19 protein-coding genes and 2 pseudogenes are annotated in these 22272 nt (G+C 53.1%); 12 read left to right on the plus strand and 9 right to left on the minus strand.

What is annotated here, in order from left to right; translation table 11 throughout:
• Nucleotides 1-260: 260 nt before the first annotated feature.
• Both BIY29_RS12765 and BIY29_RS21005 read right to left on the minus strand, forming a co-directional pair.
• Nucleotides 261-698 carry a VirK family protein gene (locus BIY29_RS12765; protein ID WP_170158934.1) on the minus strand — a complete coding sequence of 146 codons (438 nt, stop codon included), beginning with the start codon at nucleotides 696-698 and terminating at the stop codon, nucleotides 261-263.
• Between the two features lie 337 nt (nucleotides 699-1035).
• A pseudogene (locus tag BIY29_RS21005) lies at nucleotides 1036-1128 on the minus strand (hypothetical protein); the annotation flags it as partial.
• 146 nt (nucleotides 1129-1274) lie between these two features.
• Here BIY29_RS21005 and BIY29_RS12775 point away from each other — a divergent pair.
• The 6 genes from BIY29_RS12775 to BIY29_RS12800 all read left to right on the plus strand — a co-directional run bounded on the left by BIY29_RS12775 (nucleotide 1275) and on the right by BIY29_RS12800 (nucleotide 9143).
• A complete protein-coding gene (locus BIY29_RS12775; RefSeq protein ID WP_205680341.1) occupies nucleotides 1275-2078 on the plus strand; it encodes an ATP-binding cassette domain-containing protein in 804 nt (267 codons plus the stop codon).
• A complete protein-coding gene (locus BIY29_RS12780; protein WP_121575495.1) occupies nucleotides 2075-2923 on the plus strand; it encodes an ABC transporter ATP-binding protein in 849 nt (282 codons plus the stop codon). The genes BIY29_RS12775 and BIY29_RS12780 overlap by 4 nt, the downstream gene beginning before the upstream one ends.
• A 36-nt stretch (nucleotides 2924-2959) precedes the next feature.
• Nucleotides 2960-4204 (plus strand): MDR family MFS transporter, encoded by a 1245-nt coding sequence (locus BIY29_RS12785; protein ID WP_121575496.1) that lies wholly within the window; start codon nucleotides 2960-2962, stop codon nucleotides 4202-4204.
• Nucleotides 4205-4217: 13 nt separating this feature from the next.
• Nucleotides 4218-5738 carry an ABC transporter substrate-binding protein gene (locus tag BIY29_RS12790; RefSeq protein ID WP_121575497.1) on the plus strand — a complete coding sequence of 507 codons (1521 nt, stop codon included), beginning with the start codon at nucleotides 4218-4220 and terminating at the stop codon, nucleotides 5736-5738.
• Nucleotides 5735-7510 carry an ABC transporter permease subunit gene (locus BIY29_RS12795; protein ID WP_121575498.1) on the plus strand — a complete coding sequence of 592 codons (1776 nt, stop codon included), beginning with the start codon at nucleotides 5735-5737 and terminating at the stop codon, nucleotides 7508-7510. The genes BIY29_RS12790 and BIY29_RS12795 overlap by 4 nt, the downstream gene beginning before the upstream one ends.
• A gap of 172 nt (nucleotides 7511-7682) precedes the next feature.
• Nucleotides 7683-9143, plus strand: coding sequence for an AMP nucleosidase (locus BIY29_RS12800; protein WP_121575499.1), 1461 nt, complete (start codon nucleotides 7683-7685; stop codon nucleotides 9141-9143).
• Nucleotides 9144-9225: 82 nt separating this feature from the next.
• Here BIY29_RS12800 and proP read toward each other — a convergent pair whose 3' ends face one another.
• Nucleotides 9226-10728 carry a glycine betaine/L-proline transporter ProP gene (gene proP, locus BIY29_RS12805; RefSeq protein WP_121575500.1) on the minus strand — a complete coding sequence of 501 codons (1503 nt, stop codon included), beginning with the start codon at nucleotides 10726-10728 and terminating at the stop codon, nucleotides 9226-9228.
• A gap of 239 nt (nucleotides 10729-10967) precedes the next feature.
• Between proP and BIY29_RS20050 the strand changes: the two genes are divergently transcribed.
• The 6 genes from BIY29_RS20050 to BIY29_RS12830 all read left to right on the plus strand — a co-directional run bounded on the left by BIY29_RS20050 (nucleotide 10968) and on the right by BIY29_RS12830 (nucleotide 15126).
• Nucleotides 10968-11195 carry a hypothetical protein gene (locus tag BIY29_RS20050; RefSeq protein WP_147437157.1) on the plus strand — a complete coding sequence of 76 codons (228 nt, stop codon included), beginning with the start codon at nucleotides 10968-10970 and terminating at the stop codon, nucleotides 11193-11195.
• 167 nt (nucleotides 11196-11362) lie between these two features.
• Nucleotides 11363-11971 carry a helix-turn-helix domain-containing protein gene (locus BIY29_RS12810; protein WP_121575501.1) on the plus strand — a complete coding sequence of 203 codons (609 nt, stop codon included), beginning with the start codon at nucleotides 11363-11365 and terminating at the stop codon, nucleotides 11969-11971.
• A gap of 97 nt (nucleotides 11972-12068) precedes the next feature.
• Entirely contained in the window at nucleotides 12069-12833 is a 765-nt protein-coding gene (locus BIY29_RS12815; protein ID WP_121575502.1) for a transporter substrate-binding domain-containing protein, read from the plus strand.
• 5 nt (nucleotides 12834-12838) lie between these two features.
• A complete protein-coding gene (locus BIY29_RS12820) occupies nucleotides 12839-13528 on the plus strand; it encodes an ABC transporter permease (RefSeq protein WP_121575503.1) in 690 nt (229 codons plus the stop codon).
• A complete protein-coding gene (locus tag BIY29_RS12825; protein ID WP_121575504.1) occupies nucleotides 13525-14217 on the plus strand; it encodes an ABC transporter permease in 693 nt (230 codons plus the stop codon). Before BIY29_RS12820 ends, BIY29_RS12825 begins: the two co-directional genes overlap by 4 nt.
• A 24-nt stretch (nucleotides 14218-14241) precedes the next feature.
• The gene (locus tag BIY29_RS12830; protein ID WP_121575505.1) at nucleotides 14242-15126 is read left to right on the plus strand and encodes an arginase family protein; all 885 of its coding nucleotides are present in this window, start codon (nucleotides 14242-14244) and stop codon (nucleotides 15124-15126) included.
• Nucleotides 15127-15143: 17 nt separating this feature from the next.
• Here the strand turns inward: BIY29_RS12830 and fusA are convergent, their stop codons facing one another.
• From fusA to BIY29_RS20235, 6 genes and pseudogenes are all read right to left on the minus strand, one after another.
• Nucleotides 15144-17246, minus strand: coding sequence for an elongation factor G (gene fusA, locus BIY29_RS12835; RefSeq protein WP_121575506.1), 2103 nt, complete (start codon nucleotides 17244-17246; stop codon nucleotides 15144-15146).
• Nucleotides 17247-17587: 341 nt separating this feature from the next.
• Nucleotides 17588-17806: pseudogene (locus BIY29_RS12840) on the minus strand (Rpn family recombination-promoting nuclease/putative transposase); the annotation flags it as partial.
• A gap of 227 nt (nucleotides 17807-18033) precedes the next feature.
• Complete coding sequence (gene ygjG, locus BIY29_RS12845; RefSeq protein WP_205680342.1) at nucleotides 18034-19452, minus strand: putrescine aminotransferase; 1419 nt, start codon at nucleotides 19450-19452, stop codon at nucleotides 18034-18036.
• A gap of 380 nt (nucleotides 19453-19832) precedes the next feature.
• The gene (gene patD, locus BIY29_RS12850) at nucleotides 19833-21257 is read right to left on the minus strand and encodes an aminobutyraldehyde dehydrogenase (protein ID WP_121575508.1); all 1425 of its coding nucleotides are present in this window, start codon (nucleotides 21255-21257) and stop codon (nucleotides 19833-19835) included.
• A 176-nt stretch (nucleotides 21258-21433) separates the two neighbouring features.
• Complete coding sequence (locus tag BIY29_RS20230; RefSeq protein WP_170158935.1) at nucleotides 21434-21592, minus strand: hypothetical protein; 159 nt, start codon at nucleotides 21590-21592, stop codon at nucleotides 21434-21436.
• 78 nt (nucleotides 21593-21670) lie between these two features.
• A complete protein-coding gene (locus BIY29_RS20235) occupies nucleotides 21671-21820 on the minus strand; it encodes a hypothetical protein (RefSeq protein WP_170158936.1) in 150 nt (49 codons plus the stop codon).
• Nucleotides 21821-22272: the final 452 nt, after the last annotated feature.

Raw genomic sequence — 22272 nt, forward strand, 5'->3', positions numbered from 1 at the left:
GCCATAAAGGCGCAAGAGCATAATAAGAACTTATCGATGGCGGCATGATAATCTTTGTCGGATTAAATTGGATATCTGGGAATTCCCCTGATGCTGAATTAAACAACCGCCGGGAATAGCTGGTAAACCAGAGTGCTGCAACATATGCGTCTGTGCCCGTTGCAGTTATTTATACAAACACCGGGTGAATAGCGTGCGGATAACGGAATAGAGATGAAAATAAAACGCCACGACAAAGGCGTGGCGTGCGTAGCGCAGTATCAGCCACGCAAGTAAAATATGATGCCCTGATTAATCACGCAATCATATTGCACGGGATTACCGGAAGGTTTCCAATCAGGCAGTGAAAATAAATGCATTGTAAACGTTATCGTATGTTCATCTTTCGACCGATAGCGCAGAATTTGCGCCACCGGTTTTTCATTACTCACCGTCTGACGGGTGTCAGAAAAAGCCAGAGAACCATCCGGCCTGATCAGATAGGAATTAACCAGCAGACCGCCTTTCATGGTGCCAGTGGCGCCGGTGTCCGGGTTGGAGCACTGTGTTAAATCTATCGTCAGATTGATTCGCTGGCCTCTGTCCAGTACGCTTTTAACGTCAGACAAAGTACTTAGCGGACTGGCAAAGCTGTATTGGGAAAGACTGAGTAACAGCGTGGTATAAATGACTTTTCTTACAGTTAAAAAAGAGGACATCCTGTTTCCTTTAAAAAAAGATTTGGCAAAAAGCATTTTTCTTTTCTCCGCATTATGAAAGTAAATAAACGAAAAACAAAAAATGGCAAAATAAATATTCCATCTTTCGGCATAAAAAACAAGCGTTTTTTATTGTCGAACGGATAATTTAAATAGTTAATTTTATATAACAAAAACATGATTGTAATAAAAAAATAATATTAACAAAGATTATAAGCAATCTAATAGGTAGCGAATAATTCATTCTAAATTAATTTCACATCCCGCTTTATAATAAAGCGGTCAATATATTTTCAGTGAGGGAAAGATATATTATGGTGGGCTAACCTACTTGCCCGCCCCGGCCACGCGGGATGAACAGGGAAACCAACGCCAGCGCCATCGGGTTGGCAACGGCAATTTGCCGATCGGTATCAACAGAGATACCCCCATTCCTGGACATCGGTTTAAAGCTGGGGGAGGAAGAAGACGGGAATAGGTTAACGCCACCGCGTCACCAAACATTTCCTTTGCATTATCTCGCTTCAATTTGTTATGTTATCACATAACAAAACACTACAACGCAGTGCAACGATAATGACAAACAGCGGCAAACCGGCAGATACCGTATTAGCGGTGGATAATCTTAGCCTGTCCATCGGTGCGGATATCAAAATCAGCAACCTCACCTTTAGCCTGTGTGCTGGGGAAAAAGTTTGTCTGATCGGCGCCTCCGGTTCCGGTAAATCGTTAACCGCCAAAATGGTTATCGGTACGCCGCTGGCAGGCGGCCGGATAAGTGGGAAAATTTGGGTCAACGGTGAAGATGTGACGCATCTGAATGCCCTTGCCCGACCAGTTTCTGCGCGGGTGTCTGCGGTTTTTCAGGACTCCGCCACCGCGCTCAACCCGCTTATGACGCTGGGTAAACAGTTGTCGCTGGCATTGGGCGCATCATCGCAGGATGAACTCACGATGCTGCTGGAAAAGATGGGGCTGGGTGATATTCCCAATCTGCAACAACGTTTTCCATCCGAGCTATCCGGCGGTCAACGCCAGCGTATCTGTATCACACTCGCGCTGCTGGGACGCACCCGTTTGCTGGTTGCCGATGAGCCGACCACCGCGCTTGATGTTATTACTCAACAGCACGTTTTGCAGGTGTTACAGGCAAAGTGTGCGACACCCAAAGCTCCCGCGTTGTTATTCATTACTCATGATATCGCCGTTGCGGCGCAGCTTTGTCAGCGTGGACTGGTATTGGAAAATGGCCGCTTGATTGAGTCCGGCAACATGTTGCAATTACTGAATGCTCCCCGGCACCCGTATACCCGCAACCTGGTTAAGTCGGCTCGCCATGCCAGCCTGTTACTGTCCGCCGTTGGAGCGCTCGCCGGATGAGTCACCGCCTGCACGCCGTATCAACGCCTTTTCTGAGCATGGAGCGAGTCAGTCTTTACCGCCAGCGACCACGTTTCCCGTGGCAAAAAGCCGATCCCGCCAGCGCCATTTTTCTCGACCTGTCACTGAACCTGCAACGCGGTGAATGCGTTGGTCTGGTTGGCGCCTCCGGCTGCGGTAAATCCACGTTGCTGAAAACCCTGCTGGCATTGGACACGCCGGATAACGGCACGATACACTGCGACGGCCAATTGGTGCGGCCCGGTTCAGTACGTTCACTGTTATGGTATCGCCGCCGTGTACAGTACATACCGCAGGAACCGGCTGGCTCGCTGGATCCTCGTCAGTGTGTCGCCGCATTGATTGCGGAACCCCTGAAACGCTTGAGATGCGGCGAAAATATTTCATTATGCGTGCGAGACGTGATGGATCAGGTCGGCCTGAGCGTCAGCTTATTGGCAAGGCCTGCCAGCTTGCTGTCGGGCGGACAGGCCCAACGGGTGGCGATAGCCCGTGCGCTGGTGACGCGTCCCGATTTTTTACTGGCTGACGAACCCACCAGCGGGCTGGATTTACCGCTGCGAGAGCAAATAAAAACCCTGCTACAGCAGGTGACAGCGCAAAATAATATGGGATTGCTGATGGCGTCGCACGATATCTCAACGATCGCCGGTTTGTGCGAACGAATGCTGGTCATGGACGATGGACGGATTATCGAAGATCGCCCAACAGCTGACGTGCTGGCATCGCCGCACCATATACACACTCAACGGTTATTACAGGCTATTCCTTCTTTAACGACGCTCAATGGATTTCAACGCGCAGCCCCTATCGCTGCAACTTGAAAGATGAAGGGCATATTTGAATTAATGGATAATTCTATGTCAGACCCCACTCATGACCGTACATTGCGGCCTTACCCGCCGTTACTCCTGGGCAGCCAGTTGGTTTTCAATATTGGCTTCTATGCCGTGGTGCCCTTTCTGGCCATTTTCCTGCGTGACGATATGTTGCTTTCCGGCTGGGCGATCGGGCTGGTTATCGGCCTGAGAACTTTTTCACAGCAGGGCATGTTTCTGGTCGGCGGCGCGCTGGCCGATCGCTTTGGCGCACGCGGCGTGATTTTGTGCGGCTGCGTGGTGCGGATCATCGGCTACCTGCTGCTGGCGCTGGGCGATACCCTGTGGCCGATTATTCTCGGCGCCTGTCTGACCGGCATTGGCGGCGCGCTATTCTCGCCCGCCATTGAAGCGCTGATGGCGCAGGCCGGTACGCACAGCGAGGAAGCAGGCAAACGCAGCCGTTCGGAATGGTTCGCGCTGTTTGCCATTTGCGGCGAATTGGGGGCGGTGCTGGGGCCGTTGCTGGGATCGCTGCTGGTGGGATACGGTTTTCAGCGCGTGGCGCTCGCTGGCGCCAGTGTGTTTTTACTGGCGCTGTTCATCCTGTTTTTCAGCCTGCCCGCCTCCCCGCGTCATCATGCTGCGCTGCGCATCGCGCCGTGGTGGCAGACATTCCGCCAGCCTCGCTTTGTAGCGTTTATCATTGCCTATAGCGCCTATTTGTTCAGCTACAACCAGCTCTATCTGGCGTTGCCGGTCGAACTGCGCCGCGCCGGAGGCGATGAAAAAGACCTCGGCCCGCTGTTTGTGCTGGCTTCGCTGCTGGTGATTTTCCTACAACTGCCGCTGGCGCGTTTTGCCCGCCGTCACGGCGCGGCCCGTATGCTGCCGCTGGGGTTTGCGCTGCTGGCATTGTCTTTCATCAGTGTGGCCCTGTTCGCCCACACCACGCCGCCGGAAGGTTGGCAGCGCCTGCTGCCAGCCGTTTCGCTCATTACGCTGCTGACGCTGGGGCAGATGTTGATTGTCCCGGTAGGCATGGATTTGGTTCCCCGTTTCGCCAACAACCACAATCTGGGCGCTCATTACGGCGCGCTGGCATCGATGGGCGGCGTGGCGGTACTGGTCGGCAATTTCCTGCTCGGCGGGCAGCTCGACCGGGCGCTGACACCGTCGCCGCAAGCGGCGATCCCCTGGCTGCTGCTGGCGGCGGCGCCATTGTGCAGCGCAATAGCCATGACGCTGATTTGCCGCCCCTTTACTTCCCGTTCCTCACAAAGCTGATAAGGACTGTCAAATGAATATGCGAATTTCCCTTTGGTCTGTTGCCAGCCTGTTGTCGGCTTCCCTGCTGCTGTCAGGCTGTTTCAATGAGCCTGAGCAAAAACAGATCGACGATGGAGATGCTCGCCTGAAACTTGCCATGCTCCAACCGCCACGCTCCGGGCTGACGCCACTCAGCGACGATGCGTTCAAACTTTCCCGCTGGAGTACGGCGGAAACGCTGGTGGTTCTCGATCCGCTCGGCGAAACCCGGCCAGCGCTGGCAATTGGTTGGCAACCCGTTGATGATCGCGCCTGGCGCTTTGAGCTACGTCCCGGCGTGCGTTTTCACGATAACAGCGTGTTGACCGCCGCCGCCGTGGTCAATGCGCTGACCGTCGCCGCCCACGCGGCGCCGAAACCGCGTATTCTTGACGGCGTGCAGATGACCGTAGCCGCCGATGGCGATAACGCGGTGATTGTCTCAACCGCCAAACCGGACCCTCTGCTGCCACAGCGCTTATCCAGCCCGCAATTAGCCATTTTATCCACCGCCGCTTATGCAAAAAATGACGTCGTCAACCCGATCAATACCGGCAGCGGCCCCTTTGTGCTACGCAGCGTAAACGGCACCAGCGGCGCAACACTGGACAGATTCGACGGCTACTGGGGCGAGAAAGCGCAGGCCAGCGGCATTGATGTCAGCTTCGTGCCGGACGGCACCGCCAGAGCCGCCGCTTTACGTACCGGCGCGGCGGATATCGTAGAAGCCATTCCGGTTTCCCAGGCGCCGTTGCTGGATCAAAAGCTGATCCATGAAGTACCGATGCCCCGCACCAACACACTGTATCTCAATGCCCGACACGGCGTAATGGCCGACCCGGCCATGCGGGCGGCGGTGCGTGTTGCCGTTAATCGGCAACAACTGGTGGATAACGTTTATGAGAAACGTGCGGATATTGCGCAGGGATTGCTTGGCCCCGCCCTGCCGTGGGCCGCTGCGTTACGCCAGCCGGTTGCCGACCCGGTGCAGGCCGCGGCTCCCAACGGCGCCAGCATTACCCTGGCGACCTTCAGCGATCGCGCTGAACTGCCAGAGGTAGCGGTCTATCTGGCACAGCAACTCACTGCGGCGGGCTTTACCGTGCGGCAGGTAGTGCGTGAATATGCACAGATTGAAGCCGATGCATTGGCCGGTAAATTTGACGCTTTTATTTTATCCCGGGCGACCGTGCTGGATTCCGGCGATCCCGTTGCTTATCTCTACAGTGATTTCTCCTGCGAGGGATCGTTCAACATCGCCCAACTGTGCCGCCCGGAAATCGATCAGGCATTACAGCAGGCCGCCGTTATTCCGGCTGGTGATGAACGCCGGAAAGCCATCATGCGGGCGGAAAACCTGATTCTTGCCAGCGACGCAGCGATCCCGATGTTGCATGAACGCGTTATTCAGGGCGAAAGCGCGCAGATACAAGGCGCGCTGCGCGATCCGCGTGAACGCGCTCTGATCAACGCCTCGACAAAACGGGCTACGGCAGCAGACGCGCATCAATGAGCGAATCGTTATATTGCCGGGCCTGCGCCACGGTCAACCGCCAGCGTTACCCCCGCTGTGGCGTTCTGATCCCGCTGTTTTCGCGCCTGCTGACGCTGGCGGCGATTATCGCCTTGATTGGTATGCTGCCGTGGCTATCCGGCCAGGATCCGGCTCTGGCGCTGCTGCGCGCCCGTTCCGGCGATCAGGAAGCCACCGCAGAAACATTGAATGCAATCCGCCAGTCGCTGGGATTGGATCAGGGGCCGGTGCAGTTATTGTTCAACTGGCTTAACGGGTTGCTGTGCGGCGACGCGGGAACGTCATGGGTATCCGGGCGTCCGGTGCTGCCAGGAATGTTGCAGGCGACCGGCGTCTCGCTGACGTTGATGCTCTGTTCCGCATTGGTGGCATTCTCGCTGGCGAGCGCTCTGTGCGCCGCCACCTTTATGCGGGGGCTACGCGGCCAGTTGCAACGCTCTAACGGCTTGTTTGCCGCATGGTTCACTGCCATGCCGGAATTTCTGCTGGCATCATTGTTACTGATTATCGGGGCGGTCTGGCTGCAATGGTTTCCGCCTTACGGCTGGCAGGGGGCGCATTATGCCGTGTTGCCCTCACTGGCGTTGGGGATACCTGCTGGCGGTTATCTTGGTCGGATTATCGCCGACGCGCTGTCGGCGACATTCAGCGAAAGCTGGCTGACCACCTGGAGCGTGGCGGGTATTAGCCGTCGGCATATTGCGCTGGCGGTACTGAAACGGACACTACCCGGCGTAATGCCGCTGTTCGGGCTGGTGCTGGTCTCCCTGACGGGCGGCGCCATCGCCGTGGAAAAAGTCTTCGCCATACCTGGACTTGGCCGGGCAATTTTGGGGGCGGCGGCGGCGCAGGATCTCCCCGCGTTACAGGCTGGCGTACTCATTTTGCTGATTATCGCCTCCCTGGCCGGTATGACTGCGGGTGGTGTGCGACTGCTTATTCTTGGACGAGCGCTGAACAGCGGCACGATGCCGGTACCGGAAGAAACGCAGATGACGTTATCGCGCTACGCCATCTGGCTACCGGTATGCTGTCTATTGCTGTTAGCGGTATTACTGATCGCCGGACTGCCGCGCGACCCCTACACTTCCGCTTTTTTACGCTTACAATCACCCTCATTTACTCTGCCTTTCGGTGCCGATGCTATGGGGCGCGATCTGCTGGCGCGTGTCGCTCACGGTACGCTGCACACTTGCATACTGGCATTAATGATATCGCTGGCCTGTCTGGCAATTGGCCTGTTTATCGGTCTATTCCCCCGCCTGTTTACCGGCCCGGTTGAAGTGACCAACGCCCTGCCCCCGGTTATTGCCGGTCTGCTGGTGGCGGCAATCAATGGCCCGACATCAATGGGCGCGGCGGCTGCCGTCACCGCAGTCAGTTGGGCGCCACTGGCGGCGCACACTGCGGCATTGCTGGCGGAAATTGATGCGCGTCCCTATGTGCGTATATTGCCGGTGATCGGTGTCGGCCCCCTGCGCCGTCGTCTGTTTTACGTTTTACCGGCGTTAATCGGGCCATTATTCCGCCATGCCATGCTGCGCCTGCCCGGTATCGCGCTGGCGCTGGCCTCGCTGGGATTTTTAGGATTAGGCGCGTCGCCGCCAACACCGGAATGGGGCCGCGTTCTGGCGGAAGGTATGCCGTATATTGAGCGGGGATTCTGGAGCGTACTGGCTCCCGCAGCGGCGTTGGGCGTACTGTCGGTGCTGGCCGTCAGCGCCGCTAATTTGTCCGGTCAGGAAAAATAGTAACCCCGAAAGTTCAGCCCGCGTTGACAACGTCCGATATTAAGGACAGCGTACTGAGGCCGCTACAGGTTTGTCATCAACCTTGAAAGTTCGTTTTTACTTTTATTTTCAGCTAGCCTGTTACAGCAGGGTTAACCGTAAAAGAATGAAGAATGCAAACGGAGAAAAAAGTATGCATAACAACGGATCCAGCATAAACCTCACGACCGAAGAGGCGCTTGATAAACTGGAAGGGTTGTACGACGACGCGGTTTCAGCGCTGCGTGACGCCATAGGGGATTTCATCCGCCACGGCACGTTGCCTGAGGTAAAAGCACGCGCCGCAGGGTGCTTTGCTTATCCTGAACTGCGCGTAAAATGGGATGGCGTAACGCCAGGCCACCCCAAACATCGGGCCTATGGCCGCTTTACCCGGCCGGGCAGCTACGCCACCACCATTACCCGCCCCGGCTTTTTCCGTCACTATCTGGCCGAACAGTTAGCCCTGCTTGAGGAGGAGTATGCCGCCAGTATTGAAGTGGTTCCCTCACAGCAGGAAATCCCCTTCCCTTACGTGCTGGATGGTTCAGACCTTATTCTTGATCGTTCAATGAGCGCCGGGATCGCCAAACATTTCCCGACCACGGAACTCTCTCAGATCGGTGATGAAACCGCCGACGGGTTATTTCATGCCACTACCACCTCGCCGCTGTCGCATTTCGACGCCTTGAGAACCGACTTTTCGCTGGCGCGTCTGCGCCACTATACCGGCACACCGGTTGAACATTTTCAACCTTTCGTTCTCTTCACCAACTATACCCGCTACGTTGATGAATTCGTGCGCTGGGCCTGTAGCCAGATTTGCGATCCAGACAGCCCCTATGAAGCTCTTTCCTGCGCAGGCGGTATCTACATCACAGCCAAAACATCCGATCCTGATCAAAGCGTTTCCGATCTCGCCTGGAAAAACCACCAGATGCCGGCTTACCATCTGATTTCACGCCACGGCAAAGGCATTACGCTGGTCAACATTGGCGTCGGCCCGTCCAATGCCAAAACCATCTGCGATCACCTCGCGGTGCTGCGGCCACACGCCTGGCTGATGATCGGCCACTGCGGCGGTCTGCGTGAAAGTCAGGCTATCGGCGATTATGTGCTGGCCCATGCCTATCTGCGCGACGATCATGTACTTGATTCGGTGCTGCCGCCCGATATTCCTATTCCCAGCATTGCCGAAGTGCAGCGCGCCCTTTACGACGCAACCAAAATGGTAAGCGGTATGCCCGGCGAGGAAGTGAAACAGCGTCTGCGCACCGGCACGGTGGTCACCACCGACGATCGCAATTGGGAGTTGAGATATTCTGCCTCCGCACTGCGCTTTAATCTCAGCCGTGCGGTTGCCGTTGATATGGAAAGCGCGACGATTGCCGCGCAGGGTTACCGCTTCCGGGTGCCTTACGGCACGTTGCTCTGCGTCTCTGACAAGCCGTTGCACGGCGAAATCAAACTGCCCGGTCAGGCTAATCGCTTCTATGAAGGCGCGATTTCCGAGCATTTGCAAATTGGCATCTGCACCATCGATCTGCTGCGCGCGGAAGGCGACCGTCTGCATTCACGCAAGCTGCGTACCTTCAACGAACCCCCTTTCCGCTAAACTTGCGGCAGTATGCTTTCGAGCTTACTGCCGGCATTTCATATTTATTCAAGTCGCAGGGGTATTGGCTTCGTTTCCCGGCCTAATTTATTTCAGGATGCTGATCGATCAGGTTTTTTCTTTTCTTCTGCAACGCGGCAATTTGTTCATCAATATCTTCTATTTTCTGTTCAATATTGTCGTGGTGCTCCTGTAACAGTTCTTTCGCTTCAGTTCGGTCTGAAGCCGCAGGCGTCGCGCCTTTTAATGGCCGGTTGGCTGTTTCTTTCATCAACATCCCCGTGATCAAACCAATGATGGCGACAACCATTAAATAATAGGCTGGCATATAGAGATTCTTCGTTGATTCCACCAGCCATGCCGCCACAGTCGGTGTAAAACCCGCCACCAGAACGGAAATATTGAATGAAGTCGCCAACGCGCTATAGCGTATATGCGTCGGAAACATCGCGGGCAAAATTGACGCCATAACACCAGTAAAAGAGTTAAGCAAAACGGCCAGAATTAACAGCCCGCAAAAGATCAGACCGATCACGCCGCTATTAATCAGCATGAAACTTGGGATGGATAAAATAAAAAGACCAATACTCCCGCAGATAATAAACGGCTTGCGTCCATATCTGTCACTCATTAATCCCATTATCGGCTGTACAAATAACATACCAATCATCACGGCGATAATAATCATTACACCATGATCTTCAGAATAATTGAGGCTGTGGGAAAGATAGCTCGGCATATACGTCAGCAACATATAGTAGGTGACGTTGGTGACAATGACTATACCGACGCAAAGCACTAAACTCCTCCACTGAGTAGTGGCAATTTCGCGGACGGAAATTTTCGGGGCCGACTGTAGGCTATCTTTCGATGCTTTATCAATTTTATCAAAATGTTGTTGAAAGGTGGGGGTTTCCTCCAACGCATGCCGCAAATAGATGCCAATCAGCCCTAAAGGCCCGGCAATAAAGAACGGGATACGCCATCCCCATGCAAGGAAATTCTCTTCACCGACAATCGACGATATCAGAACAACAACACCCGCCCCTAAAACAAAGCCGGCGATCGATCCAAAATCAAGCCAACTGCCTAAAAACCCGCGCTTTCTGTCGGGTGAGTATTCGGCAACAAATACCGCCGCGCCGGTGTATTCGCCCCCAACCGAAAAACCCTGCGCCAATTTCGCCAGCAATAATAATACCGGCGCCCAGATGCCTATCGAGTCATATGACGGGATCAAACCAATACAGAAAGTACTTACCGCCATAATAATAATGGTAATTGATAATACTTTCTGGCGACCAAATTTATCGCCCATAGCGCCAAAGAATATCCCACCCAATGGCCTGACAAGAAAAGGAACGGAAAAGGTCGCCAGAGCGGCAATCATTTGCACGCCTGGGTCCGCGCCAGGGAAAAACACCCGCCCAAGAGCATAAGCAACGAAACCATATACGCCAAAATCAAACCATTCCATGGCATTTCCAAGTGCCGCCGCCGTTATAGCCTTCTTTAGTTTGGCATCATCAATGATGGTAATATCCTGTATTTCCATTGGCACAGTTCGTTTCTTTTTTAATACCATTTATGACTTCCTCTGTTTAAAAACAACCGCTCCAATAACTTTACTTAAAGCCGCTGCAATAAAACTTTTCCGAAACGACTTGATTATAGGATATTTTAAAAAGTAACGCATATTACGCCCGATAATTAAAATTGATTTACGTTTTTATGGATAAATAACAGATTAATAATTTCACATTCAATTATTAGCATATTAAATACAACGGTTGTCATTACGCCAAATTCCCTCTGGACAGGCTGATGACGGAAGACGAGGCCGGATACAACGCGATGCGCTGGCCCGTTTTGCACCAAATAGCAGCAGGCCGTTCCAATATGAGGCAAATTATCCGGCGCATACCGCGAAAAGTGAACTATCAGGCAACCCTTCTCTGTCGCATCGGGTCATTTTTTTGCAAAAAAAATGACTATACGGCAACTTTTTCCCTACCTTTCTTTCTGGTTTTTCCGTCGCTTTTCGCCGAATGAAGAATTTTAATTAGCTGTAGTTATTCTGATTCTTGTTGCTTTGTGGCAAAGACCATCGTATTGGCAGACCGGATCAACCGCATGACAAAAACGCCGAATTTCGGGAAATGGCATGGAAGATGCATGAAAGGGTTAAAGTTACCTAATACGCAACAAAAGGGATCAGGATGCCTCGTTCAGAACATAATGACCAATCTGAGAGTAGCAGGAAAAACGACGCGGTCGAAGACTTTAACGTTGGCGTGCGTCTGCGCGCCCTGCGTAAAGCCAAAGGGATGCGTATCGAAGAAGTCGCGCAAAAGGTCGGCGTGAGTAAATCGTTTATCAGCCGACTGGAACGCAATGTGACGCAAGCGTCAATCGCCACGCTGCTGCGTGTGTGCGAAGTGGTGGGCATTACGCCGTCAAAACTGTTTGATCCGCCGTCAACCAACTTTGTCCCGGCAGGCCAGGGCACGCCGATCAGCCTCGGCGGCGAGAACATGCGCGAGTATTTGATTAGCGGCGCCGGCAACGAAGAGATGATGGTGCTGTTCTCCGAGATCGATCCCCTGGGGGGTTCCGGCACCGAGCCTTATACCCTGAAAGCGGCGGTGGATATGGTGCATGTCCTGAGCGGCAGCCTGGAATTGGTGATTGAAGAGCAGCGCTATGTGCTGAAAAAAAGCGACACGCTGACCTTCAAACCCACGCTGCCCCATACGTGGCGCAACACGTCGGCCACGGAGATATGCACCGCCATCTGGGTGATTGTACCGCCTCCGATGGGCACCTGAATCCAAGCGGTGGAGAATAGCGAGCCAGACGACATATCGGCAGGTCGCAGCCTGCTGCGGGATAACGTATTAAACTAACCAACCAGAGGATGTAACGATGAAAAAAATATCAACAGTGCTGCTGGCTGTCGCTGCAATGAGTCTGGCAGGCCCGGCTTTGGCCAAAGGGCCGATCACTATCGCCACCGACGCAACCTTCCCGCCGTTTGAGTCGGTGGATGATTCCGGCAAGCTGGTCGGCTACGACATTGAGCTGGCGGAAGCGGTGTGTATGGCGGCAGAGCTTAACTGCAACATTATCAACGCCGCATGGGACGGTATGATCCCCGGCCTGATCAGCGGCAAGTATGACGCGCTGATTTCGCAGTTGACGGTAACCGACGCACGCCGCAAGGTGATGGCGTTCAGCGATATCTACGAGCGTCCGGTGTTTCGTTTCGTGGCGCGTAAAGGGGCGATTACCGACACATCGCCGACAGGCATGAAGGGCAAGGTTATCGCGGTGCAGACCGGTACGCCGATGGATGCCTGGGTGTCAAAAAATTACCGCCAGAGCACTATCAAACGCTATGACGGCGGCAGCGCGCCCTATCTTGACCTCACCGCCGGTCGCGCCGATGTGCATATGAGCTACGAGGCGCAGATTATCCATAGCTTCCTGAAAAAAGAGAGCGGCAAGGATTATGAGCTGGTGGGGCCGCGCCTGACCGGCAAAGACGCGCCCGAGTTCGGCGAAGGCGTAGCGATCGCCATCAACAAAAAGAATACCGCTCTGTTGGAGAAAATTAATCAGGGGCTGGCTAAAGTCCGGGCCGACGGTCAGTTGGACGCGCTGAATAAGAAATACTTCTCAGCCGAGTGACCGCCATGTCTGGTAACTACTTTTTCATGGTGATCGGGGCGGGATGGGTAACGCTGCAACTGGCGCTGGCCGCTCTGCTGCTGGCGGTGCTGATTGGCCTGCTGTGCGCGCTGGGCAAACAATCCGGCGCCCGCTGGCTGAACTATCTGATCGCGCCCTATACCCTGCTGGCACGCGGCATCCCGGACCTGGTGTTGATGCTGCTGGTGTTTTATAGCCTGCCGGCGCTGCTCAATAACGGGATCGAACTGGCTGGCGGGGAGTATCGCGTGGAGTTCAGCCCGTTCACCGCAGGCTTTGTTACGTTGGGTTTTATCTTTGGCGCCTACATGACCGAGACTTTCCGCAATGCGCTGACCAACATCCCTTACGGGGAAATTGAAGCCGCGCAGGCGTTTGGCTTCAGCGCCGGCAAAACCTTTTACCGCATCGTCCTGCCGCAAATGATCCGTCTGGCGCTGCCCGGCTTCACCAACAACTGGCTGGTGTTGATGAAAGCCACCGCGCTGGTTTCCCTGCTGGGGCTGGAGGACATCATGTTCCGTACCCGCAGCGCGGCGGAATCGACCGGCCAGCCGTTCACCTTTTATCTGCTGGCCGGCGCTTTTTATCTGGTCATCACTCTGCTGTCGGTGCTGGCGCTACGCTTGCTGAGTAAACGTTATGCGCTGGGCGTGCGCGAGGTAGATCTATGAACTGGGATATCATCGCCGACAATCTCTGGATGTACGCCGACGGCACCCGCCTGACGCTGCTGCTGACGGCGGCTTCGCTGGGCATCAGTTTCTTCCTGTCGCTGGGGCTGGCGCTGGCGCTCAACAACGCGCCGAGGCCGATCCGTGCGCTGATCGAACTGTATACATTGATTTTTCGCGGCACGCCGCTATTGGTTCAGCTATTCCTGATCTATTACGGACTGGCTCAGTTCGAGTTGCTGCGCAGCAGCCTGCTGTGGCCGTGGTTATCCAGTCCGTTGGTCTGTGTGTTGATGACCTTTGTGCTCAACACCACCGCCTATACCACGGTGATCTTCGCTGGCGGGCTGCGCCATTTGCCGCCCGGCGAAATTGAGGCGGCCAGAGCCTACGGCATGTCGTTCCCGGTTCGCGTGCGACGCATCCTGCTGCCCGCCATGCTGACGCGTTCGCTCTCACTGTATAGCAATGAAACCATCATGATGCTGCACGCCACCTCGCTGGCCAGCACCGTCACGTTGATGGAAATCACTGGCGCCGCACGCAACATCAGTCTGAATTACTACATTCAGTTCGAACCCTACGTGACTGCGGGACTGATCTATCTGGCGCTGACGCTGCTGATGTTGACGCTATTTCGCTACGCCGCGCAGCGTTGGGGGGGTTATCTACAGTCGCCGCGTGGTTAATATTCTTCTGTACTAGAGGCTGGTATGAACAACAAAAGACAGTTTGATTTATGGGGCGTTCCTTTCGATGGCGAGTCCTCGCTCGGCTGGCCAGGCTCTCGCTATGCGCCAGCGCGAGTGCGCGAATGCGCACGCTGGATTAATATGCGTATCCAGCAGGGCAAAGTCTACTGCCTGGAAACCGACAGCCAGATGGAAGTGGGAGAACAGTTGCTGGTTGATCGAGGCGATATCAACGTGATTCTGAACGACACATTGAAAACCTTCGACGCCACCTCGCAGGCGGTGCAGGAATCCATCGGCAACGGGCGCGTCCCGGTAGTGGTCGGCGGCGACGACAGCTTGCTCTTCCCGGTGGCGCGCGGCGTACATGATGCGCTGCCTGGCCGGATTGGCATCATTCACTTCGACGCCCATCTGGATTTGATGGATGAGAGCGAACGACAGGGGCGCCACAGTCAGTCGAGCGGTATGCGGCGCTCGCTGGAGCTGGAGCGCATCGCACCCACCGACTGCATCCAGGTATGTGAGCGTCACTTTAACTTTCCGGCTTCCGGCCAGTTCAAGCACGACAACGATCTGGTGCATCTGTCCGCACGCGACGTGCTGCGCCTCGGGGCGGAAGAGTCGGTCGCACGCATCCTGCAACGGGTAGCCGGGGCTGACCACCTGTTCCTGTCGTTTGATATCGATTCGGTCGATCCGGCCTTCGCGCCCGGCGCCGGTGCGCACGAACCCGGCGGCATTAGCTCCGATCAGGCGCTGCACATGGTGGAACTGCTGGCGCCGCACTGCGCGGCGATGGCGATTACCGAGGTTAACCCAACCAAAGACGTCGGCGATATGACCTCGACGCTGGCTGCCTATCTGGCCTTTACCTTTGCGGTTTACGGTAGCCAGGCGAAATAAGCCGCCTGGCGCTATTTTTACCGGGAACTGCGGGCCGCAATAATTTCCTCCATCACATTACGTGGCGCTTCCACGTAATGTTTGAACTCCATAGTGTAGGTCGCCCGCCCCTGAGACATCGAGCGCAGCGCGGTAGAGTAACCAAACATCTCGGACAAAGGCACCTCGGCGCGGATAATCCGCCCGGTAATCATCTCCTCCATGCCCTGCACCAGACCACGGCGGGAAGACAAATCCCCCATTACGCTACCTGCATACTCTTCCGGCGTTTCAACTTCCACTTGCATAACCGGTTCCAGGATCACCGGATTGGCGCGTTTGATTGCATCGCGGAAGCCGAAAATCGCCGCCATCTTGAACGCCATTTCCGAGGAATCCACCTCATGATAGGAACCGAAAGTCAGCGTGACCTTGACGTCGACAATCGGATAACCCGCCAGTACGCCGGTCATCATCGCTTCGCGCACGCCTTTTTCAACCGACGGAATAAACTCACGCGGCACCACCCCACCTTTGGTGTCATCCTCGAAAGCAAAACCCTTGCCAGCTTCCTGGGGCGCCACCGTCAGCACAACGTGACCATACTGGCCCTTACCACCGGACTGACGGACAAACTTCCCTTCTACATCAGTCACTTTGCTGCGTATCGTTTCACGGTAGGTGACCTGCGGTCTGCCGATATTAGCCGCCACGCCGAATTCACGCTTCATACGATCGACAATAATTTCCAGATGCAGCTCGCCCATGCCGGAAATGATGGTCTGGCCGGATTCCTCGTCCGTTCTGAGCCGAAATGACGGATCTTCCGACGCCAGCCGTTGCAGGGCGATCCCCATTCTTTCCTGATCGGCTTTGGTTTTGGGTTCAATGGCGAGCGAAATCACCGGTTCAGGGAACTCCATGCGTTCCAGCGTCAAAACGGCATCCGGGTCGCACAGGGTTTCCCCGGTGGTCACTTCTTTCAGGCCGACGCAGGCCGCAATGTCCCCGGCGCGGATTTCATCCACTTCATGACGGGCATTGGCGTGCATCTGGACGATACGCCCAATACGTTCCTTTTTTCCCCGCACCGGGTTATAAACGCTGTCGCCTTTGTTCAGCACGCCAGAATAAACCCGCACGAAAGTCAACTGCCCGACATAGGGATCAGTCATCAACTTGAACGCCAGCGCCGAGAATTTATCGTTGTCATCGGCGTGACGTACCGACACATTGCCTTTTTCATCAATACCGCTGACCGGAGGAATATCCAGCGGAGAAGGCATCAGTTCAATGATGGCGTCCAACATGCGCTGCACGCCTTTATTTTTAAATGCGCTGCCGCACAACATCGGCTGAATTTCGCCGGCAATGGTGCGGGTGCGCAGGCCCAGGGTAATCTCATCTTCACTCAACGCCACGCCATCCAGATACTTGGTCATCAGTTCATCGGAAGCCTCTGCCGCCGCCGTGACCATTTTCTCCCGCCATTCCTGCGCCGTAGCCAGCAACTCGTCCGGGATCGCCTCATAGCTAAAGGTCATTCCCTGTGAGGCGTCGTCCCAGATAATGGCGCGCATCTTGATCAGATCAACCACGCCGATAAAGTTTTCTTCACTGCCTATCGGGATAACAATTGGCACCGGATTGGCTTTCAGCCGGTCAATCATCATCTGACAGACACGGAAATAGTTGGCGCCGGGGCGGTCCATTTTGTTAACGAACGCCAGGCGCGGCACATGATATTTATTGGCCTGACGCCATACCGTCTCCGACTGCGGCTGTACGCCGCCGACAGAGTCATACACCATCACCGCGCCATCCAGCACGCGCATTGAACGTTCGACTTCAATGGTGAAATCCACATGGCCGGGAGTATCGATAATATTAATGCGATGTTGGGAATAACGGCGGTCCATCCCCTGCCAGAAACAGGTCACCGCCGCAGAGGTGATGGTGATGCCGCGTTCCTGTTCCTGCGCCATCCAGTCAGTGGTTGCCGCGCCATCGTGGACTTCCCCCATCTTGTGACTCACCCCGGTGTAAAACAGGATGCGTTCCGTTGTGGTGGTTTTACCGGCATCAATGTGAGCCGAAATGCCAATATTACGATAGCGTTCAATAGGGGTCGTGCGAGCCATATAACATCCTTAATTAGTTAAACTAATTCTGGGGCTGGCAGTTAACTGTCTGCGGCAGAACTCGGTACTGATATCGACGAACAGTATAGTACAATTGTACGAGTATACTCGAACTATTTAATTGCTGGGGTTTTCCTGACTACCGTTTCGCAAAGCCATTATTCAATCCGGCTCCGGCAGGCATAATCTGGTGCCTAATCAAGACTGGCGCAAAGCGGAACAGGCCGATCCCTGGGGAAACCGGCTGAATCTGATTGAAAAACTGGCCGTTCATAACACCCATTAACGTTATTTAGACAGGTACTGCTGTCATTATGCTGGTTAATACAGGCATGATGACAGCAATAAAGATACCCTGTCCCCGTTCTGGTATGCAGCGAATAGAGCATATCCGATACCCTTGTGCGCAACTTTTCGTCAATAAACGAAGCTGACTCCAACTGCAATGTGCTGAAATCACAGCGTTCACGAATGTCCGACGGAAGATGGATAGAGAGAAAGTCCCTCGCTACCTCAATATCACTGAGAAATTGCTTAAAGATCGCATCATGCGTTTGCATCGATTGTCCTCTCCATCCCTGATTATCTCCCGGCATAGTAGTGGAATGGACGCGGGTAACTAGCTGAAAAGCGGAAAACTGGAAAGCAGTTCGAAAACATTCCCGATTTTTATGCTCAAGGAGCATAGGGAAAAGCGAGGGTAACACGCTCATAAAAAAACCAGTCAGATAACATCCGACTGGTTTCAATGAAGTGAAGAAAATGCTGTATGTTGGTATTACTCGCCTTACTCGACGACAAATTCCTTCATTCTATTCTCTTCCGTGTCTTCCTCTACCATCATGCCCTTGAGCTTTTTTAACACCTCGCCCGCTTCTTTCAGCACGTGAGCGCACTGTTCGCGGGTGATGGTCAGCGGCGGTTCGATGCGTACCGATTTAGCGTTGTTCAGCGTACCGGCAACCAGGATATGACGATGGAAAAGTTCTTTCGCAAATGCATAACCAATCTCGTTTTTCTTGAACTCGATAGCCTGCAACAGGCCAAGACCACGAACATCGGAAATCAATTCCGGATAGCTGGCGGCAAGCTGCTTCAGTCCATTCAGTAAGAAAGCGCCTTGCTGTGCGGACTTTTCAGGTAAATTATCGGTCAATAACACATTGATGGTTGCCAGCGCCGCCGAACAGGCCAGCGGGTTACCACCAAAGGTAGTGGTGTGCAGGAACGGGTTTTCAAACAGCACGGAGAACACTTCTTCCGTCGCCACCGTTGCGCCAATTGGCATCACACCGCCGCCCAGGGCTTTAGCCAAACAAAGAATATCGGGCTGAACACCATAATGTTCACAGGCAAACATCTTGCCCGTCCGCCCCATGCCGGTCTGTACTTCATCCAGAATCAGCAATGCCCCAACCTCATCACATAATGCTCTGACTGCAGGCAAGTAATTGTCCGGGGGAATGATAACACCGCCTTCTCCCTGAATGGGTTCAAGGATGATAGCGGCTACGTCATCTCCGGTCTTCTGGCATTGATGAACCTGCTTCCTTATAGCGCTGATATCGCCAAAAGGAACATGGTGAAAACCAGGAAGTAATGGCATGAAAGGACGACGGAATTCAGCCTTGGCGGTGGCGGACAGCGCACCGAGAGACTTACCATGAAATGCGCCCGACGCGGCGATAAAGGTATATTTACCACGCTTGGACTGGTAGGCCTTGGCCAACTTCAGCGCCGCTTCAACCGACTCTGTTCCACTATTGCAGAAAAAACTGTATTTAAGATTGCCTGGCGTTAATGCCGCCAATGTTTTTGCCAGCATAGCCCGCAGTGGGTCAAGAAGCTCCTGGCTATGCAGGGGTTGCTTGGCAAGTTGCTGTTCAACAGCGGCAATAACGGTGGGATTGCGATGACCAACACTGAAGATACCAAAACCACCCAGACAATCCAGGTATTCATTTCCCTGGGTATCAACTAGTGTATTTGGGCCGCTGGCGCGCCATTCAACTGCGCCGTACTCACCCCCGGAGGTGACGGATTTCCTGTATTCAAGAAAACCCGGATTGACGTATTCACGAAAACAATGCACGACTTCCCGATTTAATGCGGACAACTCTTCGGTAGTCAATTTTTCACTCTTAATCAAATGTAATGCCTGCTGAGTACACTCTAGCGGGTTAAGGTTTACCATTGGTCTGGACAAAATGCGCTCCTTGATAACTGATATCACGCGATATCAATTTAATTAATGCACATAACGCGCCAATTAGCAGCCCCAGGCACCAATAAAAAATTAAAATCTGAGTTAACATAAAAAATCAAAATAAAAATAAAAACCAAATCTTACATTCAGAATTAAAATCCAATGAGTGTCATAAATTCAGAGGAAATATCAAAAAAGGAGACAAAAACGCACCAAAAATGAGCATTAAGCCCTCTTTTAGTGCAAAAAGAGGCTTAATGATGCAGCGTTTCGAAATAGCGAATATTATCGGCGGGAGGAAAATTGTCAGCGGAAGAATTGCAGACCCACGTTACCCCCACTCATAGCAGAGGCAACATGGATTATTGATCAGGCGAAAATCAGTGGCGGATCATGACATGGCGAACAAGAGTGTAATCTTCCAGGCCGTATATCGACATATCCTTTCCGTAACCAGAAAGTTTCTGCCCACCGTGCGGCATTTCGCTTACCAGCATGAAATGGGTATTTACCCAGGTGCAGCCATATTGCAGACACGCCGCCAGACGATGCGCCCGGCCAATATCCCTGGTCCAGACTGACGACGCCAACCCGTAGTTGGAGGCATTAGCCCAACCAACTACCTGTTCTTCATCATCAAATGGGGTGATAGAAATCACCGGACCAAAGATCTCTTTCTGCACGATCTCATCTTCCTGACGAGCACCGGCCAATACGGTGGGCTGGAAATAATATCCCTTTCCTTCCACCCGCTCGCCGCCGGTAACCACGCTGATATGCGGCAATGCTTTGGCTCGTTCGACAAATCCGACGACCCTTTCCAACTGCGGCTCGGTAATTAGCGGCCCCAGTTCAGTTTGTTCATCCTGCGGATCGCCCATATTCAGCGTAGAAACGGCTTTACCCAGTTCAGCCACTACCTGATCATAGACACCACGCTGTACATACAGACGGCAGGCCGCAGTACAGTCCTGACCGGCATTGTAGAAACCGAAACCGCGAATGCCCTCAACCACTTGTTCAATATCCGCGTCGTCAAAGACAATGACCGGTGCTTTCCCGCCCAGCTCCATGTGAGTCCGTTTTACACTGGGCGCCGTATTCGAAAGAATGTGTACGCCGGTGGCAATCGATCCGGTCAGGGAGACCATCCGCACCTTTTCATGTCCGGTGAGCGCGTTGCCCACCTCAGCGCCGCTTCCAAACAGGATATTCACCACACCTGCTGGCAGTATATCCACCAGCAGGTGGGCTAAATAAAAGGTTGTCAGCGGGGTTTGTTCAGCAGGTTTCAGCACTACACAGTTTCCCGCCGCCAACGCTGGCGCCAGTTTCCAGGATGCCATCATTAACGGGTAATTCCACGGGGCGATGGATGCCACAACGCCTATCGGATCGCGTCGAATCATTGAGGTATGCCCCTCAAGATATTCCCCCGCCGCCGAACCATTCAGGCAACGTGCCGCACCGGCGAAAAACCGGAACACATCAGCAACAGCCGGAATTTCATCATTCAATACCGCATGATAGGGTTTGCCGCAGTTAAGGGACTCCAGCCGGGCAAATTCCTCAGCGTGCTCCTCAATTACATCGGCAATTTTTAATAAATAGGCGGAACGTGCTTTGGGCGTGGTTTTCCCCCACTGCGTAAATGCCGCATCCGCCGCCTGCACGGCGGCATCGACCTGCTGTAGATCCGCCTGTGCTATCAATGCGATTCGCTCTCCGCTTGCAGGATTAAAAACCGCCAGCGCTTTCCCCTGACCCGCGACTTGTTGACCGTCTATGAGCAATTTGTCGTGCATAATACTTCCCTTATAAACAGAAAATCAGTGGCTTTTTGGCCACTACCTGGTTTTCACTTGTAAAAGCCGCATGCAAAATATCTGCCAATTTTTCAATTTGATAAAACACCAGCAGACTGCTGTTTGATTTCAACAGCACTTCCCATTCTCGTTTGCCGGCAGACTGAGCGCTACCCCTAACGTTTGTTATCGGCCTCTGTTTTCGTGTCTATCACCGCCTGCTTTGCCTCCTCCGCCAACGCATCCACTTCTTCTTCAGTCAGCTTATCCGCCGCTTCACGCATTTTCGCCAGCCCTTCACTCACGGTGGCATCTTTAGGATCGGGTTTAGTCATGTAAAATCTCCTGAAATATAATGACGAACACATCAACAAGTTTAACCGATAATCTCATTCTTTAGCGGTGAAGCACATTTACATCTCTGCCAGGATAAAACAGAACACCGTGGAGCGGATAGCGTTCTGCGCCACCTGAGTAATCTGACTACCGGCAACCAGCCGAGAATCGGGTTTTCGAACAGGCGGGAACATCAGCATGTTCTGGTTGACGGACGGTTTCAGCAATCACCTGCGCCTACTGGTGGATTATTTGTATCTCTGCTAATCGAACATATTCGAAAAAAATTTATAGAGTTATTATTTTAATAACGTATAAAGCTATATGTTTCGATGCTCTATTTTTCAAAAAAAAATAAAAATCATGTTGACTGACAATTATTAGATAAAAAACAAGTATAGAGATTAATTATTATCATTAATTGGAATATTGAGAAGAGAGAATAATTGACATTCATCCATAATAAGTATTTTTTCAAAAAATAAAAAATTTATTCAAAAAAATCAATTAATTAAAAAAACACAAGCATCAATAATCAACATTTATCACATAAATAAGAGTTGCTTTACTAAAAAACCAAACCTTAAAAATGACAAATAAAAACCAATCAACAACAAAAATAGAACAATGGTGCGATGAACGCATAATTTTTTAAAAATTAATTAACCAGAGCATCAGA

The sequence above is a fragment of the Brenneria alni genome (assembly GCF_003666245.1).
GTDB classification, from domain to species: Bacteria; Pseudomonadota; Gammaproteobacteria; order Enterobacterales; family Enterobacteriaceae; genus Brenneria; species Brenneria alni.